Origin of the sequence: Pseudomonas peradeniyensis, from assembly GCF_014268935.2 — a bacterium.
GTDB classification, from domain to species: Bacteria; Pseudomonadota; Gammaproteobacteria; order Pseudomonadales; family Pseudomonadaceae; genus Aquipseudomonas; species Aquipseudomonas peradeniyensis.
In genome coordinates, this window is sequence record NZ_JABWRJ020000004.1 from 673,493 (window position 1) to 691,364 (window position 17,872).

The 17,872-nt window shown below is 64.8% G+C and carries 15 protein-coding genes; 11 read left to right on the forward strand and 4 right to left on the reverse strand.

Annotated elements, in window-relative coordinates; all coding sequences use genetic code 11:
- Positions 1 to 230 precede the first annotated feature (230 nt).
- Complete coding sequence (nhaA, locus tag HU751_RS23620; RefSeq protein ID WP_050706371.1) at positions 231 to 1,433, forward strand: Na+/H+ antiporter NhaA; 1,203 nt, start codon at positions 231 to 233, stop codon at positions 1,431 to 1,433.
- 136 nt (positions 1,434 to 1,569) lie between these two features.
- On the opposite strand, the gene HU751_RS23625 is transcribed toward nhaA, so the two are convergent.
- From HU751_RS23625 to vasI, 4 genes are all read right to left on the reverse strand, one after another.
- On the reverse strand, positions 1,570 to 2,334 hold the full coding sequence (locus tag HU751_RS23625) for an SDR family oxidoreductase (protein WP_189657434.1): 765 nt from the start codon (positions 2,332 to 2,334) through the stop codon (positions 1,570 to 1,572).
- A 102-nt stretch (positions 2,335 to 2,436) separates the two neighbouring features.
- On the reverse strand, positions 2,437 to 6,027 hold the full coding sequence (gene tssM, locus HU751_RS23630) for a type VI secretion system membrane subunit TssM (protein ID WP_186734558.1): 3,591 nt from the start codon (positions 6,025 to 6,027) through the stop codon (positions 2,437 to 2,439).
- 6 nt (positions 6,028 to 6,033) lie between these two features.
- The gene (gene tssA / locus HU751_RS23635) at positions 6,034 to 7,491 is read right to left on the reverse strand and encodes a type VI secretion system protein TssA (protein ID WP_186734559.1); all 1,458 of its coding nucleotides are present in this window, start codon (positions 7,489 to 7,491) and stop codon (positions 6,034 to 6,036) included.
- Entirely contained in the window at positions 7,479 to 8,099 is a 621-nt protein-coding gene (vasI, locus tag HU751_RS23640; RefSeq protein WP_225933377.1) for a type VI secretion system-associated protein VasI, read from the reverse strand. Before vasI ends, tssA begins: the two co-directional genes overlap by 13 nt.
- Positions 8,100 to 8,458: 359 nt before the next feature.
- Here vasI and tssB point away from each other — a divergent pair, with 359 nt between their 5' ends.
- The 10 genes from tssB (at position 8,459) to HU751_RS23690 (ending at position 17,870) form a co-directional block, all read left to right on the forward strand.
- Positions 8,459 to 8,962 carry a type VI secretion system contractile sheath small subunit gene (gene tssB, locus HU751_RS23645; RefSeq protein WP_186734561.1) on the forward strand — a complete coding sequence of 168 codons (504 nt, stop codon included), beginning with the start codon at positions 8,459 to 8,461 and terminating at the stop codon, positions 8,960 to 8,962.
- Between the two features lie 50 nt (positions 8,963 to 9,012).
- Positions 9,013 to 10,503, forward strand: coding sequence for a type VI secretion system contractile sheath large subunit (gene tssC, locus HU751_RS23650; RefSeq protein WP_186734562.1), 1,491 nt, complete (start codon positions 9,013 to 9,015; stop codon positions 10,501 to 10,503).
- On the forward strand, positions 10,500 to 10,898 hold the full coding sequence (gene tssE / locus HU751_RS23655) for a type VI secretion system baseplate subunit TssE (protein ID WP_186715062.1): 399 nt from the start codon (positions 10,500 to 10,502) through the stop codon (positions 10,896 to 10,898). The genes tssC and tssE overlap by 4 nt, the downstream gene beginning before the upstream one ends.
- Positions 10,899 to 10,901: 3 nt before the next feature.
- Positions 10,902 to 12,668 (forward strand): type VI secretion system baseplate subunit TssF, encoded by a 1,767-nt coding sequence (tssF, locus tag HU751_RS23660; protein ID WP_186734563.1) that lies wholly within the window; start codon positions 10,902 to 10,904, stop codon positions 12,666 to 12,668.
- Positions 12,632 to 13,648 carry a type VI secretion system baseplate subunit TssG gene (gene tssG / locus HU751_RS23665; RefSeq protein WP_186734564.1) on the forward strand — a complete coding sequence of 339 codons (1,017 nt, stop codon included), beginning with the start codon at positions 12,632 to 12,634 and terminating at the stop codon, positions 13,646 to 13,648. The genes tssF and tssG overlap by 37 nt, the downstream gene beginning before the upstream one ends.
- The gene (locus HU751_RS23670) at positions 13,645 to 14,226 is read left to right on the forward strand and encodes an FHA domain-containing protein (protein ID WP_186734565.1); all 582 of its coding nucleotides are present in this window, start codon (positions 13,645 to 13,647) and stop codon (positions 14,224 to 14,226) included. Before tssG ends, HU751_RS23670 begins: the two co-directional genes overlap by 4 nt.
- Positions 14,223 to 15,011 carry a type VI secretion system lipoprotein TssJ gene (gene tssJ / locus HU751_RS23675; protein WP_186734566.1) on the forward strand — a complete coding sequence of 263 codons (789 nt, stop codon included), beginning with the start codon at positions 14,223 to 14,225 and terminating at the stop codon, positions 15,009 to 15,011. Before HU751_RS23670 ends, tssJ begins: the two co-directional genes overlap by 4 nt.
- Positions 15,012 to 15,057: 46 nt before the next feature.
- On the forward strand, positions 15,058 to 16,395 hold the full coding sequence (tssK, locus tag HU751_RS23680) for a type VI secretion system baseplate subunit TssK (protein ID WP_186734567.1): 1,338 nt from the start codon (positions 15,058 to 15,060) through the stop codon (positions 16,393 to 16,395).
- Between the two features lie 46 nt (positions 16,396 to 16,441).
- Positions 16,442 to 17,233: a type IVB secretion system protein IcmH/DotU gene (icmH, locus tag HU751_RS23685; protein WP_225933378.1), complete on the forward strand. Its 792-nt coding sequence runs from the start codon at positions 16,442 to 16,444 to the stop codon at positions 17,231 to 17,233.
- Between the two features lie 121 nt (positions 17,234 to 17,354).
- Positions 17,355 to 17,870 carry an Hcp family type VI secretion system effector gene (locus HU751_RS23690; protein ID WP_028691395.1) on the forward strand — a complete coding sequence of 172 codons (516 nt, stop codon included), beginning with the start codon at positions 17,355 to 17,357 and terminating at the stop codon, positions 17,868 to 17,870.
- Positions 17,871 to 17,872 lie beyond the last annotated feature (2 nt).

A 17,872-nucleotide genomic window follows, 5' to 3' on the forward strand; every position in this document is an offset into this window, starting at 1 on the left:
ACATTCATTTGTTTTCCGTGAGATTTGTCCATGTTGCACGCATGCCTCCATTCCCCATGGCCCTTCCTGCCCCGTGTCTTCACGGCGTGGGTTGTTGCGCCGCATTCCCCATCCTTCTTCTCGCCCTTCGCCGCAGTGGCCCGTCCTGTTCGGAGCCAGCGTCCCGCCGTGCCCGTTGCCCGCCGCGCCACTGCCACCGCGAGGGTGATGCCATGAACGAGGAGCGTTACATGACCGCACCCCTTCCACCCGTCAAGCCGCGCTCGATGCTGCGGCACCTGCTGGCCACCGAGGCAGCCGGCGGCGTCTTGCTGATGTTCACCGCCGCGCTGGCCATCGTCATCGCCAACAGCCCCTGGGCCAGTGCCTACCAGCACCTGCTGCACCTGCCCGTCGGCCCGGTGCTGACCGACAAGCTTGGCCCGATGACCGTGCACATGTGGATCAACGATGGCCTGATGGCGATCTTCTTCCTGCTGGTGGGCCTGGAGATCAAGCGCGAGCTGGTCGACGGCCGCCTGGCCAGTTGGGAGCAGCGCCGCCTGCCAGCCCTGCCGGCACTGATGGGGATGGCCGTGCCGGCGCTCATCTACCTGGCGGTATCCCGTGGCGAGCCGGGCCTGGCCGACGGCTGGGCGATCCCGGCCGCCACCGACATCGCCTTCGCCGTCGGCGCCCTGGCCCTGCTCGGCCGGCATGCGCCGCTGTCGCTCAAGGTGATGCTGGTCTCGGTAGCGATCATCGACGACATGGGCGCGGTGGCAATCATCGCCGTGTTCTACACCTCGTCGCTGAACCTGCTGGCCCTGGCCGGCGCCGCCGGCATCGTCGCCGTGCTGCTGGCCTGCAACCGCCTGCGCGTGGTCAGCCTGTGGCCCTACCTGATCGGCGTGGCCGCGCTGTGGTACGTGACCCTGCTGTCGGGCGTACACGCCACCATTGCCGGCGTGGTCGGCGCCCTGCTGATCCCCTACAGCACCGGCGACAGCGAGGCCCGCGAAGCCAGCCCGCTGCTCAAGCTGGAGCATGGCCTGGCGCCCTGGGTCGGCTTCCTCATCGTGCCGGCCTTCGGCTTCGCCAACGCCGGTGTCTCGTTCGGCGACCTGGGCCTGAGCGACATCTTCGCTCCGCTGCCGCTGGCCATTGCCCTGGGCCTGCTGCTGGGCAAGCAGCTCGGCGTGTTCGGCGGCGTGCTGCTGGCGGTCAAGACCGGCCTGGCCAGCAAGCCCCATGGCGCCAGCTGGCTGCAGATCTACGGCGTGGCGATGCTGTGCGGCATCGGCTTCACCATGAGCCTGTTCATCGGCGAGCTGGCCTTCCCCGGCCAGGCCGATAAGATCGACGCGGCCAAGATCGGCATCCTGCTGGGCTCGCTGCTGTCGGCGGTGATCGCCTGCCTGATCCTGCGTTTTGCACCCAAGCCGGCGGATTGATGCAAGCGCTCGGGGCTGCCTGGCAGCCCCGTTCAATCGGCTAGTAACCGAACTTGCGTGTAGTAACTGGGCTTGCGTGGGAGCGGGCTTGCCCCGCGATCGTTTCTACAGCACCACGCGGAACCTGCAGCCCACCTCACCCCCGCACCACCGACACCCCGCCATCCACCACCATGGCCGCCCCGGTCATGAAACTCGATGCCTCCGACGCCAAGAACAACGCCGCCTCGGCGATCTCCTGCGGCCGGGCCAGGCGTTTGAGGGCATGCAACCCTTCGACATGGGCCCGGGCCTCGGGGCTGTTCATCGCACTGCGGCCCATGGGCGTATCGGTACCGCCGGGCAGCAGCGCGTTGGCGCGTATGCCACGGCTGCCCTGCTCCGCCGCAATGACCTGGACCAGGCCGACCAGCCCGGCCTTGCTCGCCGCATAGGCGGCCATGCCCGGCATGCCCACGCTGTGGCCGACAAAGGTCGAGGTGAAAATCAGCGAGCCGCCGCCACGAGCCAGCAACGCTGGAATCTGCGCCTGGGCGCAGAGGAAGGCGCTGGTGAGGTTGGTGTGCAGGGTGTGTTGCCAGCCCTCCAGGGACAGCTCGGGGACGGCGCCCAGTTCACCGAGGGTACCGGCATTGTTGAAGGCGATGTCCAGGCCACCGAAGCGCGCCACCGCCACGTCCACCAGCTCCCTGACCAACGCCGCATCGGTGATGTCACCAGCCACGGTAATAGCCCGACCCTGCCCGGCCGCCGCGATGTCCGCCGTCAGTTGCTCGAGTTCGGCCTGGCGCCGGGCCGTGAGCACAAGGTTGGCGCCGTGCCGGGCGAACAATGTTGCCGCGGCTCGGCCGATACCGGAGCTGGCGCCGGTGATGATTGCCACTTTGCCTGCCAGTTGCATGATGAGTACCTCGTCCTGAAGGTGGGTGCAGGGTGCGCGGGGTACTATCGGGTGGCATGGTGCCGGGAAGCTCTCCGTTTCTTGTGAACTATCAACCTTTGTTCATATGGCCTGCGCTGCGTCGACGACGGGTTGCTGCAGCAAGGTGCGCGGCAGCTTGAAGCCCTTGAACGGCTGCTGGGTGATCGGGTTGAAGGCTTTCTCCGAACTGAGCCGATAGCGCATCACGCCGTCACCGGTCTTGAAGCTCAGGTCCACCGCGGTGGCGCTGCGGCCATTCAGGGCGCCACGGCTGAGCAGGCGGAACATCGACCAGGGGCCCCGGTATTCCAGGCTGCTGCTGTTGCCATTGAGCCTGAGCAGGGTGAGGTTGCTGCGTACCTGCTGGCCGAGCGTGTTGGGCCAGATCACCCCGGTGATCTGGCTGGGCCCATGGGTGTAGGAGACCAGTTGACCATCGAGGTCCAGCAGGCTGGTGCGCTGATTGGCGCTGAGCCCCAGGGGCTCGATGCTGAACTGCACGCCGAGGTTGCCGCGCGGGTCGAAGAAGGTTTCGCGGATGCGGTCTGCCAGGGCGAGTTGCTCGATGACTTCGTTGCGGATCAGGTAGCCATCCTGGTTGTCGGCGTACAGCGCGTCGAGGTTGTCCTTGATGAATGCGTTCAGGTACCGCTCCTGGAACTGCTGCAGACGCCCCTTGGGTCCGAAGAACGCCTCGAAATCATCGAGGGCGGCATCAGCCCCCCCGACCACAAAGGGATATCGTCCTGCCAGCCGCTGCTGGAAGAAGTTGTAGACGTCGGCATCCCAGCGCCGCTCGAGCTCACGCAGCGCCTCGACGACCAGCACTTGCGCCGTCTGGTCCGCCACGGCCCTCACCTGCTGGGCGACCGGCTCGGGCAGCCCTGTCGCCACCCGCTGCAAGGTGGCAATCGGATCCGCGCCGCTCATCGAAAAACGCTGCAGCACTGCCTGCAGAGCGGCCTTGCCCCTGTCGGGGCTGTCCTGTACCCCTCTGGCCTGGTCGTGGACGGCGGCAATCGCACTCAAGGTTTCATCGTAATAGGTGGGCCTCTCCCCTTTGGCCTGCAGCATGTCGTTCAAGCCCGAGAAGGCCCGGCGAATACCGACCAGATGCTGATCGACAGCCGGCCCCGCCAGATTCGGGGCCTCTGCGTTGTCCGCCAGCGTGGACATCGCCGTATTGGCGCGCACGCTCTCCAGCAGTCGACGCAAGGGCTCCGCCGGACCTGTCAACTGCCCCAGCACCGAGACCCCATGCTCCAGGTCGCGGAAATGGGCAATCGCCAGTGCGTTCAGGGCTCGCCGCCAGCTGTCGATATAGTCCGCGCTGTAGAGGTTGCGGATCCCCTCGATCAGTACTTCGCGATCAGCCGGTGAATAATCCAGCTGGCGGCGCTCGCCCAACGCCCACTGATCGACCATTGCCAGATCGGTGACCTGCGCGCTACGGGGCATGAAGTACTCGCTGAAGCCCTTGGCCGTCAGCATGGGCGCCAGGAACAGGTCAACGGGCACCTGGGCGTCGCCGGACCGGAGCTGGAACACCGAGTCGAAGGCAGGCCCGACCTCGTGGCGCAGGTCCAGGCCATTGTGCAACTGCTCCTGGGCCTGTTGTTTCAGGCTGACATACACCCGCTGCGCCAGTGGCACCTCACGCAGGCCTTGCTGGGCTTGGCCAAGCCGCTGGCGGAACTGTGGCAGCTCGGTATCGGCATAGGCCAGGGCATATTGCAGGTGACGCATCAGGGCCTGCTGCAGTTGCCCCTGGCCAGGGAAGGCCGCCTGCCATTGCCGGGCCATCCACTGCTCGACCCATTGCGGCCGCCGGTTGTGGCGGTCCTCGATCATCCGGTACACCCTGAGCGCGGCCATCTGCTGCTCGCTGCCCGCAGGCGCGGCCTCCATGGCATCGATCACCCCGCTGGCGATGGCCGGCAGGAAGCGCCTGGACAACAGGTTAAGGTAAGCCGCATCGACCCGCGGCCCCAGCAGGCGCCCCTGGTAGAGCCCCAGGTCCGCCACCACCGGCCAGGCTGATCGATAGTCGCCGAACACGGCCACTGCCTCGCGAATCTGCTCCAGTGGCGCCAGCAGGTTGCGCCCAGTGGGGTCCAGCCGCTGATCCAGTTCATGGCTGCCGAATGCCCGACTCATGTCCAGGACGCTGGCCACCTTGTCGCTGTTGGCCTCGAAGTAACGCTGCCAGGCACTGCCCATGACGACCAGCGCCAATGCCCCGACCCCCGAGCCGACCCATAGCAGGCGTCGCTTGCCTAGTGCCACCCTGATGTTGTCGCCAGCCAGCCCGGCCTCCGGATACACCACCTGCTGGAACAGGCGTTGGGCAAAGTACGCCTGTTGCCTGCCCTGGGGCTTGCCCTCGCTGACCGGCGCATCGGCCTTGAAAGGATGGGCCACATTGCGTTGGAAGGCGTTGAGCACCTGGCCCTGCTGAAGCATCGAGGACAGATACAGGCCCCGCACCAGTGCCGGCGTGGTGAAGCGATCACTCACCAGCATCTCGCGCAGGAACGCCAGCAGTATCGGACGCAGGCCAAGCAGCTGGCCCTGCAATGACACCAGCCGTTCACGCAGGTCGGTCTTGCCCAGCACGCCCAGGTCATTGAGCACCTGCTCCTCGGTCCGCCTGACCAGCCAGTCGTATTGCTCGGCCAGCTCACCCAGCCAGGCATCGAACGCGCTGACAGCATCCAGCCTGAAGGTGAACCCGAGCAGCCGCTCACGCTCGGCTTGCGTCAGGCGCGCAAACAACTGCTCGAACCCATCCAGCAAATCGAACTTGCTCAGCACGACATACACGGGCAAACGTGCGCCCAACTGGTTGCTCACTTCATGCAGGCGAGCCCGCAACACCTGCGCCAAGGCCATGCGCTGCTGCGGCGTGGCCAGCTGCAAGGCGGCAAGATCGACGACCAGCACGACGCCATTGAGGGCGTTGCGACTGCGCGTGCGGGCCAGCCAACCCAGCAGGTGCATCCATAACCGCGCCTGGGTGCCAGCCGGCAGTACCGGCCTGGCCTTGTCAAGCGTGTCGGGCAGGTTGCCATCCGGGGCCTGCCGGGTCATGAGCGCCCCCGGCGGATCGATGACCACCGCATCGTCGCTGATCCACCAGTCCACGGGATAGGCCAACGCCTCGTCCTGGCGCCCGTGTGCCTGGACCTTGCCGATCCGCGTCAGGGAAAAGCGCTGGTCCGAGCGCTCCATCAGGCTGGTCTTGCCCGCGCCCTCGTCGCCCAGCAGCAGATACCAGGGCAACCGATACAACGCACCATACCCGCCGGCATGCTCCAGGTAGCTTGCCAACCCCGCATCGAGGGCGCGCTGCTGAGCCAGGAGCACAGGCAATATCGGGTCGGCGCTCGCCTCGATATCCCGCTGGCGTTCGGCCTGCAGCCGGCGAAAGCGCGCACGCAGCACGAACAGCCAGATCAGCAATGGCAACAACACCAGCAGCAGTGTGGCAACGCTGCGATGCGCCAGGCTGGCCAACGGCTGCTGCCCGTGCCACTGCCATTGCGGCCCGAGCCACCAGATCAGCACCAGCAGCAACACCGCCCCAAGCCCCAGCAACAGCGGCATGGCCAGATTGATTCGGGACGCCAGCGGCAGGCCCCAACGTTTGAAAAGCGCCCAGAGTTTGCTCATGGCGGTTCAAGACTCCCTGTTCAGATCCTTCAATCCTGATGTCGCGGCGAACTGCTGCAACTGCTGGTAGACCTCGGGCTCCCACGCCTCGGCAGTCATGCCACGCATGGTGCGGGCGACATTCGCGCACAGCTCCTGGGCGAGCCAGGACACGCCCCGTGAGGCCAGCAGGTCGGCGGCGATCACCGTGCTGTGGCAACGTTCGCGTGGTGAGCGGTAGTCCGCTTGCAGCCCTTGCAGCTTCAACAGCACCGGTTCCACGCCCTCGACCTCGAGCTGGCTGGCCAGCTCCTCGCGCAGGCCGATGAACGCCTGGGTAGCGCCATCCCCTGCCAGCGTTGCCTGGCTGCCCCTGAGCCAGGCCAGGCACTGGTCATCGACAAACGCGGTGCCATCGCTGAAGCACAATTGCTCAAGCGCCGGCAGGCGCCGTACGAACCTGGCGGTGGCACAGCGAATGGCCTCGGCGACTTCGTTCATTGCCAGGCGCGTGGCGATGCCCGCCGCCAGATAGCTGCCGCGAATCCAGTAAGGAGCGGCCGCGACACTTCGCTCGACTTTCATCAACAGGGTCGGGTCGAGCGCCGAAGCGGACAGCGCGTCCTCGTACCCGCCGACAATGTCGGCAGGCACCGCCATCAACTCGGTGCGAAGCCCCTGACGCGTGGAGGGCAGCGTCTGGATATGCGCCCACAGGCCGAAGCGTCTCAGCTGGTAGCCCGTCGGATCGTAGATATCCTGCTGGTTGATGAACTCGGCCATACCCAGTACCGCACGGCGAGTCTCACGTTCATTACCCAGGGAAATACTGGTACTGGAAGGTCGAAACACATCGGTCAGTGGTGCGACGGGCGTCTGCGGTGGTGAAGATTCCTTGCGACTGGTTTGCGCCGTCCCCATCGCCTGCTCGGCCTGCTTGAGCAGTGCACGCTCCAGTTCGCTCAGCGCGGCAGGATCGAGCTGCGCCAGGGGCGCCTGCTGTTGCAGGCAGGCCAATGCCTGCTGGGCAGCCTGCTTGCAGGCCGGGGTGTAACTGAAGCGATCCAGCCCGGGCAGCGCCGCCGACAGGCGCCCAAGCAGCAGACCGACCAGCTTGCGCTTGCCCAGGAAGCCCTTGGGGCCTGGCTTGGGATGGGCGCTTTCCCAATAGTGCTCGACCATGCCTGCCAGCAGCGCCAGCGTGCAACACCAGCGCTCCCAGCATCCCGTGCGCAGCCAGGCGACACTGAGGTGCCCGACGATGCGCAAGTGCTTGCACTGGCCGCTCAGGTACTGGCGAGAGGCCTCCTCGATGTAGGGCCAATCGATGGCGGCTTCATGCAGCCCTCCCAGCTTGACCATCTCCTGATCGATCGCCTGGTAGGTTTCGTCCTCGATATCGAAATAACCCGCTGGCGCAAGCGAGTCGACGGGCGCCAGCAACCTGGCGACCTCCTCGGTCGACACCGGTGCTACCAGCGACATGCTGTGCGCGCCTGGTCGATCAACGGGTCCAACCCCTGCGCATCGAAACGCAAGCCATTCAGGGCCGGATGATCACTGACCACAAGGATGCGCTGGGCCCCCTGCAGTATCTTGATCTGCTCGATGGCGGGCAAACCGCGCCCGGCATCCAGCACCTGGCCGTTTTCCAGCACCTGCCAGGCAAGCGAGCGGGTCGACCGGTGCTCCGTGCGCAGTTGCAGGGTCACCCGGTTGCCCTGGACGGGTTCGGCGGTGAGCAACTGCAGCCTGGAGATGTTCTGTACACAGCTGACGGCAAGATAGGGGCGCGGCTCGGAGGTCGCGATAGCCGGTGCGGAGATCACCACCTGCCGCCGCCCTGTCCGCTTGTCGTCCTCGGACCCCAGGATGAATGCCAGATTGTCGGGCGCTCGTCGGACCTCGTTGGCCATCACTCGGGCCACGCTCGGGGCATCGAGCTCCGGGGCCGACCATCCCCTGCCGATCGCCGGCACGCGCGCCGGCGTCCCCGCCGCCTCATCGAAACACGCCAGGCGCTCGACATTGGAAACAATCCCCGTGCAGTCCCGCACAGGGGCTGCAAAGGTCGGTTCCAGCAGCGCGAACAATGCCAGACCAAGCACGCAACTATATGGATTGCACACCAGAATTAGACCTCACGGCTCGATGTAACTTCTTATTGGGAACATGCGAAGCAATAGAAAAAAGCCAATTAGCCATCGCTAAAAAACAGACTTGACGCAAGCCTAGAACAACCTCGCCACCACAAACAATCAAATATTTTCTTACATTTTTAGACTCGACTTTGATTACTTCATTTCAGCATCGTCTAAAGGCAATTTACAGCACCGAAGCATTAACGCGTATATAAAAAAATAAATATGTAGGACCACTCCTACAAGATTACAAAAAACTTCCCACAAGCATAAACCCCCACAAACTTCAGCATCAGGAATAAACTTACATCATGTCCAGAAACTCAAGTTCCGTTGCGCCAAAAGAGCGCATCAACATCAAGTATGTACCCGCCACGGGGGATCAACAGGCCGAGGTTGAACTGCCCCACAAGATGCTGGTGCTGGGTGACTTTGGCCTGGTCGACAACCGCAACCTGGAGGACCGCACGCCCATGCGCATCGACAAGCACAGCTTCGACAGCGTGCTCAAGGATGCCGACGTCAAGCTGAGCCTCTCGGTCCCTTCGGCACTCAATCCTGTCGCCGACGCCGAGCTGGCGGTCGAGCTGCAGTTCAGGACGATCAACGACTTCGGCCCCGACCAGATTGCCCGCCAGGTGCCGGAGCTGAACAAGCTGCTGGCACTGCGCGAGGCCCTGGTCGCCCTGAAAGGCCCGCTGGGCAATGTCCCGGCATTTCGCCGGCACCTGCAGCACCTGCTGACGGACCAGCAGGCACGCAAGCAACTCGCGCAGGAGCTGGACCTGGTACTCGAAGCCCCGCCAGCGGAATGAAAACGCACTTCTGACAGATGGCATATGACATAGACAACGGAGCGTCTCGGATGTCCACCACCAACAACACCACAGTCACTGCCGATACCACGGCTGAAACCATCGGCAATTCGACCCTGCTCGACCAGATCATGGTCGAAACCATGCTGGTACCCAGCCAGGAGGGATACCAGATCGCCAGGCAAGGCGTGGCGGCCTTCATATCGGAAATGCTGAAAACCGATGACCCGGACCAACTGGTCAACAAACATCGGGTCGACCAGATGATTGCCGAGGTCGACCGACTTCTCGGCAAACAAATGGATGCCATTCTTCATCAATCCGAATTCCAGGCGCTGGAGTCCGCGTGGCGCGGATTGAAACTTCTGGTCGACCGTACCGACTTTCGCGAGAACATCAAGCTGGAAGTCCTGCATGTCAGCAAGAGCGACTTGCTCGATGACTTCGACAATGCCGCGGACATCACTTGCAGCGGGCTTTACAAACATGTCTACACCGCCGGTTACGGACAGTTTGGCGGTGAGCCCGTGGCGGCCATGATCGGCAACTACAACTTTGGCCCCTCTTCGCCTGACATCAAGCTGCTGAGCTATGTCGCCTCGGTGGGCGCGATGTCCCATGCCCCCTTCATCACCGCCCCCGCTCCCGAGTTTTTCAACCTGAGCAGCTTCGAGGACCTGCCCGACCTCAAGGAGGTCAAGGACATCTTCGAAGGACCACGCTTCGCCAAGTGGCGGTCGTTGCGCGACAGCGAAGATGCCCGCCATATCGGCCTGGTGCTGCCGCGCTTCATGTTGCGCTCGGTCTATGACCGCCAGGAACACCCCATCAGCAGCTTCAGCTACGACGAAAACATCGACGCTCGACACCAGAACTACCTGTGGGGCAACGCCGCCTTTCTGATGGCCAGCTGCATCAACGACAGCTTTGCCCGTTATCGCTGGTGCCCGAACATCATCGGCCCACAATCCGGTGGCGCCGTGGACGACCTGCCGGTGCACCTGTACGAGGCTCTTGGGCAGTTGCAGGCAAAGATCCCGACCGAGGTGCTGGTCTCCGATCGCAAGGAGTTCGAGCTGGCCGAAGAGGGCTTCATCGCCCTGACCATGCGCAAGGACAGCGACAACGCCGCGTTCTTCTCGGCCAACTCGGTGCAGAAACCCAAGCAGTTCCCCAAGACAACCGAAGGCTTGCAGGCACAGACCAACTACAAGCTCGGCACCCAGCTGCCCTATCTGTTCATCGTCAACCGGCTCGCCCACTACATCAAGGTGCTGCAACGCGAGCAGATCGGCAGCTGGAAGGAGCGCAACGACCTTGAGGGCGAGCTCAACCGCTGGCTCAAGCAGTACATCGCCGACCAGGAAAACCCCTCGGCCGACATCCGCAGTCGCCGCCCCCTGCGTGCCGCGCAGATCGAAGTCACCGACGTCGCGGGCGATCCGGGCTGGTACCAGGTCTCGCTCGCGGTGCGCCCGCACTTCAAGTACATGGGGGCGAACTTCGAGATCTCCCTGGTCGGCCGGCTCGACACCCAATGAGCAGCCTCTTCGACCGCCTGGCCAGCGACGCTCCCGCTGGCCGCCGAGAAAGCACCGGGCGCACCGTCGAGCGGATCAAGCGCCACCTCGAGACGCTGCTCAACGCCCGTCGGGGCTGCTCGCAGAGCTGCCCCGACCTCGGCTTGCGCGACTTCAACGGCCATGACCAGGGCAACGGCGATCTGCTGCGCCAGGTGAGCTCGGACATCCAGCGCACGATCCGGCGCTACGAGCCGAGAATCCAGGTGTTGAACCTGCAGGGGCAGCCGGACGCGGACAACCCGCTGGAACTGCACTTTCGCCTGGATTGCCAGGTGCGGGTGGAAAACCATGCCGAACAGCTGCAGATCGAACTGCTGGTCAACGGCCACAACCGCAACACCCAGGTGAGGTAGGCCATGTCGTTGAAGGACCGCTTCGGCGAAGAACTGCGCTACCTGCGCGAACTGGGGGAGGACTTTGCGCGGGACAACCCCCAGCTCAGCCGCTATCTGGGCAAGGACAGTGGCGATCCCGGCGTCGAGCGCCTGCTGGAAGGCCTCGCTTTCCTGACCGCCAAGCTGCGCCTGAAACTCGAGGATGAAGTGCCGGAACTGACCCATGGCATGCTGCAACTGCTCTGGCCGAATTACCTGCGCCCCCTGCCCAGCGCGACGATCATTCAGTTCTCGCCCCTGGACGCTTCGCTCAGCCAGGCCCAGATCGTTCCCAGAGGCTCACGTCTGTTTTCCCGGCCGGTCGAAGGCGTGGATTGCGAGTTCCGCACCTGCACCGAGGTCAAGCTCTATCCCTTCACGCTCGGTGAGGTGAGCGCGACCCTGACGCCCGACAGCTCGGTCATTCACCTCCAGCTCGAGACCCAGGTACAACGCCCGCTGAACACCCTGGGCTGCGACAGCCTGGAGTTCCACCTCGGTGGCGAGCGCAGCAACGCCCAGACCCTTTACCTGTGGCTGGCGCAATACCTCGAGCACATCAGCGTGACCATCGACGGCCAGGTGCGTCGCCTGCCGGCCAACCACCTGAGCTTCTCCGGCTTCAGCCCCGACGAGGCGTTGCTTCCCTACCCGCGCAATGTGTTCGATGGCTACCGGATCCTCCAGGAGTACCTGGTCTTCCCGCAACGCTTCCACTTCTTCAACCTGACCGGCCTGGGCAGGGTCTGGCCGGCGCACGCCAGCGCCACGATCCGCATCGAGTTCCACCTCGCGCGCCCACTGCCCGGCTCTACGCGGATCGGCCCCGATGACTTCAGGCTGTTCTGCGCCCCTGCCGTCAATCTGTTCGAGCACGGCGCCGAGCCCATCGACCTGTCCGGAACGGCTGACCAGCATCGCCTGGTACCCCATGGCCTGCGCCGCGACAGCCACGAGATCTTCAGCGTCGACCGGGTGATCAGCACCCGCACCAGCGCCGATGGCAGCCCTGGCGAGCAACTGCGGGTGTTCCAGCCTTTCGAGTCGTTCGCCCACGAGATCGAACATGTGCAGGGACGCACCGCGCTGTACTACCGCTGCCGGGTCGAGCAATCGCTGCTCGGTGACGGGCTGGATCACCAGATCGCCTTCGTGCGGGGCGACGAAAGCCAGTTCATCGGTCACATGGAAACCGCCTCGATCGAGCTGACCTGCACCAATCGGGACCTGCCGATGGCGCTGGGCCTGGGCGATATCGATGTCATCAACCAGGCCACCGCGCCGTTGATCCGCTACCGCAACATCTGCCTGCCGACCCGCCCGTACCGTCCGGTGCTGGATGGCCAGTTGCAGTGGACGCTCATCTCCAACCTCTCGCTCAACTACCTGTCGCTGCTCTCGGCCGCCCCGCTCAAGGCGGTGATCGGCGCCTACGATTTCGCCGCCCTGCACGACATCCAGCAGGCCAGGGCCACGCGCAAACGCCTGGACGGCATCGGCGAGGCGCACACCGAACCACTGGACTGGTTGATCAAGGGCCTGCCCATTCGCGGCCTGCGTACCCGCCTGCGGCTCGACCAGCAGGCCTTCCTCTGCGAAGGCGACCTGTACCTGTTCGGCTGCGTGCTGTCCCACTTCTTCGCCCTCTACGCGAGCACCAACTCCTTCCACCAACTGGAAGTGATCAATACCACCAACAACGAGCACTACACATGGCCACTGCTGACCGGCAGACAACCGCTGATCTAGCCGCAACGCTGCTCGCCGAGGCCCACCGGCACAGCTTCTTCCAACTGCTGGAGCGGCTGCATGGCTTGCACGGTGACAACCTCGAGCCGCGCTGGCCAGACACTGCCACGCGCCAGCGCGTGCACCTTGCCAGCGATCCGCGGTTGAGCTTTCCGGTGGCCGATGTGCTGGCCGCCGAGCGGATCGCCGAGGCGCCGTCACGCTATCGCGTGCGCACCACCTTCCTGGGGCTGCACGGCACCGACTCGCCCCTGCCCAGCTACTACCTCGACGAACTGGCCTACGAATACGCCCAGGGCATTGGCGTGCGCCCCGCGCTGTTCGATTTCTTCAACCACTGCCTGCTCAGCCTGCTGCACCGCATCTGGCGCAAATACCGCTACTACGTGCGTTTCCAGACCGGGGCAAGCGATGACTTCTCGCGCTACGCCTTCGCCCTGATCGGCCTCGGCGACGAACGCCTGCGTGGCGAAACACCGTTGCCCTGGAGCCGCCTGCTGAGTTTCGTCGGCGTCATTGCCAGCCGCAGCCGGGCACCCGGTGTGGTCGCCGGGATCATTGCCCACTGCTTCGATCTGCCGTCGGTGCAGATCCGCGAGTTCGAGACCCGCACGGTGACCATCTCACACCGCCAGGTGGTGCGCCTGGGCCGCTGCAACGGGCAACTGGGCGAGAGCTTCATGCTCGGCGACCGCACGCGAACCCGCAGCAGCAAGTTCACCTTGCTGATCGGCGACCTCGACCTGGCACGCCTGCGCAGCCTGCTGCCCGGCGGCGTCGACTTCGAGCGACTGCGTGCACTGATCGACTTCCTGCTCCGCGACGGCCTGGCCTATGACCTCGAGCTGCGCCTGAAACCCCGTGAACTGCCACCGTTCCGCCTGCACCGCGAGCAGGGTGCGCACCTGGGCTGGACCAGCTTCATCGAAGACCGCAAGGGTGAAGTCAGCCCGGTCGTGCGGATACGGGGGCGCGCATGACCAGACTCGCCCTCAGCATCGACAATCTCGATCGCCTGCACCACGGCGTCGTCGCGTGCCATCTGTTCGACCGCGACGGCGGCATCATCGGCAGCCGCAAAGCCGACTGGTTGCTGCTGGATCGCGAGCGGCGGATTCACCCCGCCCATTGCGCGATCCGCTGGCTGGAAGGCGGCTTCTGCGTGATCGACCTCTGTGGCCAGACCCTGCTCAACGACAGCCCGCTGCCGCCCGGCCCTGGCAAGCCGGTGCGCGTGGGCGAAGGCGACTGCCTGCAGGTCGGCCCCTATCAGTTGCACGCCCGCTATCAAGCCGGGCCAAGCGATAAAAGCTTTATCCGCAGCGACCTGGATGACCTGCTCAAGCCTGGCCGGCAGGCGCTCGAAGCGCTGCTGGACAACTCGTTGGCCAGCCCCTGGCATCCCGCGCCCCGTACAGCGAGTCTCCCGGTCGATATCTGCACGCTGTTCGATCGACTGCAGGCCCCGGATCCCCTGGCCGCACTGACTGCACCGCAGCAACCGGCCCAGCCTGGGGCAAGCGCCCTGCAGCGACTCATCGTCGGAGGGAAGCCATGACGTCTCATCCACTGAGGGTGGCCACGCTTCTGCTTGCCCTCGGGTCGGCCACAGGCTGCACGGCCCTCGGCAAGATCGGCCAGGTGGTGATGGACCCTTCCATTCCGGTGGGCGCGCTGTCGGACCAGCCCACCGAGGTCGCCTTCAGCCTGCACGCCAGCCCAACCATCAATACCAACCCCCACAGCCTCGATGCGACGGTACCCGGTGAAACGCTGGAGCCCACGCCTTATGCGGTCAGCCTCCGTGCAGGCGATCCGCTTGCGTTGACTGAGCAGGTCGCCGGTCTGCTGGCGCATCTTCAAGCGCTGTTTCCAGCCATGTCCCCCGTGGAGCCGAACGACCAACAGGCACCGGCCCATTCACCCACGGAGCATGAAGGCCCAGGCAGCTATGACGCCAAGGACGTCCGGTTCGACGTGGCCGCCCCCAGCCAGAAAGCGACGCCTTCGATCGCCACACCCGTCGCGATCAAGATCCTGCAACTGCGTGACGACTCGCTGCTGCGCAACAGCCCCTATGCGCAACCCGACCAGGACCCCGCCAAGGCCCTGCGCAGCACCTACATCCGCGACGACGACTACCTGCTGGCACCGGGGCAGTTCAAGTTCGTGCGCTTCGAGCCCATCGCCGCCGACACGCGCTTCATCGCCGTGATCGCCAAGTTCAACGACATCACCAACGCCGACTGGCGGCAGGTGATACGCATCGCGCCACGCGGCCGTCAGGTCGTGCTCGCCGTGACCCTCGATGGCACGCAGATCCTGCTGCAGGAGGAAAGCTGATGCCCCGCCTGCAGGTATCCACCCTCTCCCATTATTTGGAGCGCCCATGAGCTCACGCAATCCAGTTCTCTGGCCCGAAGGCATGTTCGTCAAGCCACAGCATTTCCAGCAACAGGCCAGGGCCAGCGACGCCGCGGTCCAGCAGCGCGTCAGCAGCCTGAATGCGGCGTTCTACGGGTTCAGCGAACTGCAGCTGAACCAGGAGTACCTGAGCCTTGGCAAGGTGGCCATCACCCGGGCCCGCGGCATCATGCCGGACGGCACGGTATTCGATATTCCCGGCGACCTGCCGCCGCCGCCCGCCCTGGAAATCACCGACGACGGCACGCAACGCAACGAGGTGTTCCTGTGCCTGCCATTGCGCACCGAAGGGGGACGCGAAGTCAGCTGGCCCGAGAGCGGCGGCAACTACCGCTACGGCGCCCAGCCCCTGGAAATCAAGGACACCCACAGCGCCGACGGCGACCTGGTGCAGGTAGACCTGGCGGTCCCCAACCTTCAACTCATGCGCGAGACCGAGGACAACAGCGCCTACTCCCGGCTGCCCCTTGCCTGGATCCTCGAGCGCCGGCCCGACGGCAGCCTGCTGCTGGACGACGATTTCTACCCCACCTGTGTCTCAATTCAGGCGGCCCCGGCACTCAAGCGCTTTCTCGACGAGGTCAGCAACACCTTGCGCGAGCGCGCACGCAACCTCGCGGCGCGTATCGGCTCGCCCGGCCAGTCGGGGGTGGCCGACATCCGCGACTTCAATCTGCTGCAAGCCATGAACCGTTGGTGGCCGTGCTTCCAGCACCTGGCCCGTCAGCCCCATACCCACCCTGAGCAGCTGTACCTGAGCCTGAGCCAGGCGTGCGGCGAGCTGCTGACCTTCACCGACGACGAGCGCCTGCCGCCGGAGCCGCCAGCCTACCGGCACAACGCCCTGCGCCAGTCGTTCAAGCCGCTGGAGGATGCACTGCGCCGTACCCTGAGCATCGTCCGGCAACCGCGGGCCGTTTCCCTGCCATTGGTGGCGCAGCCATTCGGCGTGCTGACCGTGACCCTGGACGATCGCCGCCTGATCGACGAGGCAACCTTCATCCTCGCGGTGCATGCCGACCTGCCCGCCGAGACGTTCCAGCAGTCGTTCCTGCAGAAAACCAAGATCACCTCCCTCGAGGCACTGGCTGACCTGGTGCCACTGCAACTGCCCGGCATTACGCTGCGACCGATGCCCGTGGCGCCGCGGGAGCTGCCGTTCCATGCCGGCTTCAGCTACTTCGAACTCGACCGGCGCAGCCCGAACTGGGCCGCGATGAAGGACAGCAACGGCTTTGGCCTGCATGTCGCGGGGGAGTTCCCGGGGCTCCAGTTGCAGTTCTGGGCGATACGGAGCGAATGAAATGACCGAAGCTGCGAACAACCGACACCTTGTATCAGGCGACAACATGCGAACCGAGCTCGCCGATAGGAGCCAGGCACAGCAACCCATACCGGCCCCCGCCAGCGCGATGGACCACCCGGACTACGTACCCGACCCGGACTTCCAGCTCCGTGGAGCCTTCAGCAACCAGATGATCGATGCGGCGATGCCCCTGTTCGGCCTGGTGATGCGTCTGCGCAAGCAGGAAAGCCACCGGGATATCCCGTTCCTCTACAACGCCGTCTACAACCAGGTCAACGCCATCGTCGAGGAGATGCGCCGGTACGACTACGAGCCGGCCCAGCTGCAGGCCCACTCCTACGCGCTGTGCCTGTATATCGACGAGGCCGTGATGTCCACGCCATGGGGCAAGAGCTCGCAGTGGAGCCAGAAGCCCCTGCTCAGCGTCTTCCACCACGAGACCTGGGGCGGCGAGAAAATCTTCACCGTGCTGTCGCGCATGATGCAGGAGCCCAAGCGCTACCAGGACGTCCTGGAGTTCATCTACCTGTGCCTGTGCCTGGGCCTGCGCGGCAAGTACGGCATCGACCCCAAGGGCGACGAGGCGCTGCAGGCCCTCATTCTCAAACTGCGCGAAATCATCCTCGAACTGCGCGGCCCGCCCCCGGACCTGTTCGGCGACCCGCTGGCCAACGTTGCCCCGCGAGACGTGCGCCTGCGCCGCGAATGGCCCTGGTGGAGCCCGCTGGTGGTTTCGGCGATCGCCCTGGCCGGGCTGTACGGCTACTACCGCTACCGCCTGGACCTGCTCACCCGCGAGGCGATCGAGGCACTGAACACCCTGCTGCAGCCGTGAGCGGCGCGCCCGAAGCAATGGATTTTCGGGGCCTGCGCCCCGTTGACAAGCCCATCGAGCCCGATGGCCACGCCACTTCCCGTGTGCGTGCTTACCCACATGGATGCAGGAGATATCTGCCATGCCAACACCCGCTTACATCAAGATCGAAGGCAAGACCCAAGGCCTGCTCACCGCAGGCGCCTTCACCTCCGACTCCGTCGGCAACGTGTTTGTCGAAGGCCATGAAGACGAGATCCTGGTGCAGGAAATCAAGCACAAGGTGACCGTGCCCACCGACCCGCAAAGCGGCCAGCCGACCGGGCAGCGGGTACACAAGCCGTTCATCTTCACCAGTGCGCTGAACAAGGCGACCCCGCTGATGTACAACGCCCTGGCGTCCGGTGAAATGCTGCCCAAGGTCACGGTCAACTGGTACCGCACCTCGGTGGAGGGCAAGCAGGAGCACTTCTTCACCACCGAGCTCACCGACGCCACCATCGTCGACATCAACACCGTCATGCCCCATGCCCAGGACAAGGAGAACGCCGACTTCACGCAGTTGATCGAGGTGTCCCTGGCCTACCGCAAGATCACCTGGGATCACACCGTCGCGGGCACCGCGGGCGCCGACGACTGGCGCGCGCCCGTCGTCTGACC

What these genes read in the sequence shown, in the direction of transcription:
- tssC (WP_186734562.1), top strand. Translation starts at nt 9,013, where the DNA reads ATGTCCACCACCAACAACACCACAGTCACTGCCGATACCACGGCTGAA.
- icmH (WP_225933378.1), top strand. Translation starts at nt 16,442, where the DNA reads ATGCGAACCGAGCTCGCCGATAGGAGCCAGGCACAGCAACCCATACCG.
- tssK (WP_186734567.1), top strand. Translation starts at nt 15,058, where the DNA reads ATGAGCTCACGCAATCCAGTTCTCTGGCCCGAAGGCATGTTCGTCAAG.
- nhaA (WP_050706371.1), top strand. Translation starts at nt 231, where the DNA reads ATGACCGCACCCCTTCCACCCGTCAAGCCGCGCTCGATGCTGCGGCAC.
- HU751_RS23625 (WP_189657434.1), bottom strand. Translation starts at nt 2,334, where the DNA reads ATGCAACTGGCAGGCAAAGTGGCAATCATCACCGGCGCCAGCTCCGGT.
- HU751_RS23670 (WP_186734565.1), top strand. Translation starts at nt 13,645, where the DNA reads ATGACCAGACTCGCCCTCAGCATCGACAATCTCGATCGCCTGCACCAC.
- tssG (WP_186734564.1), top strand. Translation starts at nt 12,632, where the DNA reads ATGGCCACTGCTGACCGGCAGACAACCGCTGATCTAGCCGCAACGCTG.
- tssA (WP_186734559.1), bottom strand. Translation starts at nt 7,491, where the DNA reads ATGTCGCTGGTAGCACCGGTGTCGACCGAGGAGGTCGCCAGGTTGCTG.
- tssB (WP_186734561.1), top strand. Translation starts at nt 8,459, where the DNA reads ATGTCCAGAAACTCAAGTTCCGTTGCGCCAAAAGAGCGCATCAACATC.
- tssF (WP_186734563.1), top strand. Translation starts at nt 10,902, where the DNA reads ATGTCGTTGAAGGACCGCTTCGGCGAAGAACTGCGCTACCTGCGCGAA.
- tssJ (WP_186734566.1), top strand. Translation starts at nt 14,223, where the DNA reads ATGACGTCTCATCCACTGAGGGTGGCCACGCTTCTGCTTGCCCTCGGG.
- tssM (WP_186734558.1), bottom strand. Translation starts at nt 6,027, where the DNA reads ATGAGCAAACTCTGGGCGCTTTTCAAACGTTGGGGCCTGCCGCTGGCG.
- tssE (WP_186715062.1), top strand. Translation starts at nt 10,500, where the DNA reads ATGAGCAGCCTCTTCGACCGCCTGGCCAGCGACGCTCCCGCTGGCCGC.
- HU751_RS23690 (WP_028691395.1), top strand. Translation starts at nt 17,355, where the DNA reads ATGCCAACACCCGCTTACATCAAGATCGAAGGCAAGACCCAAGGCCTG.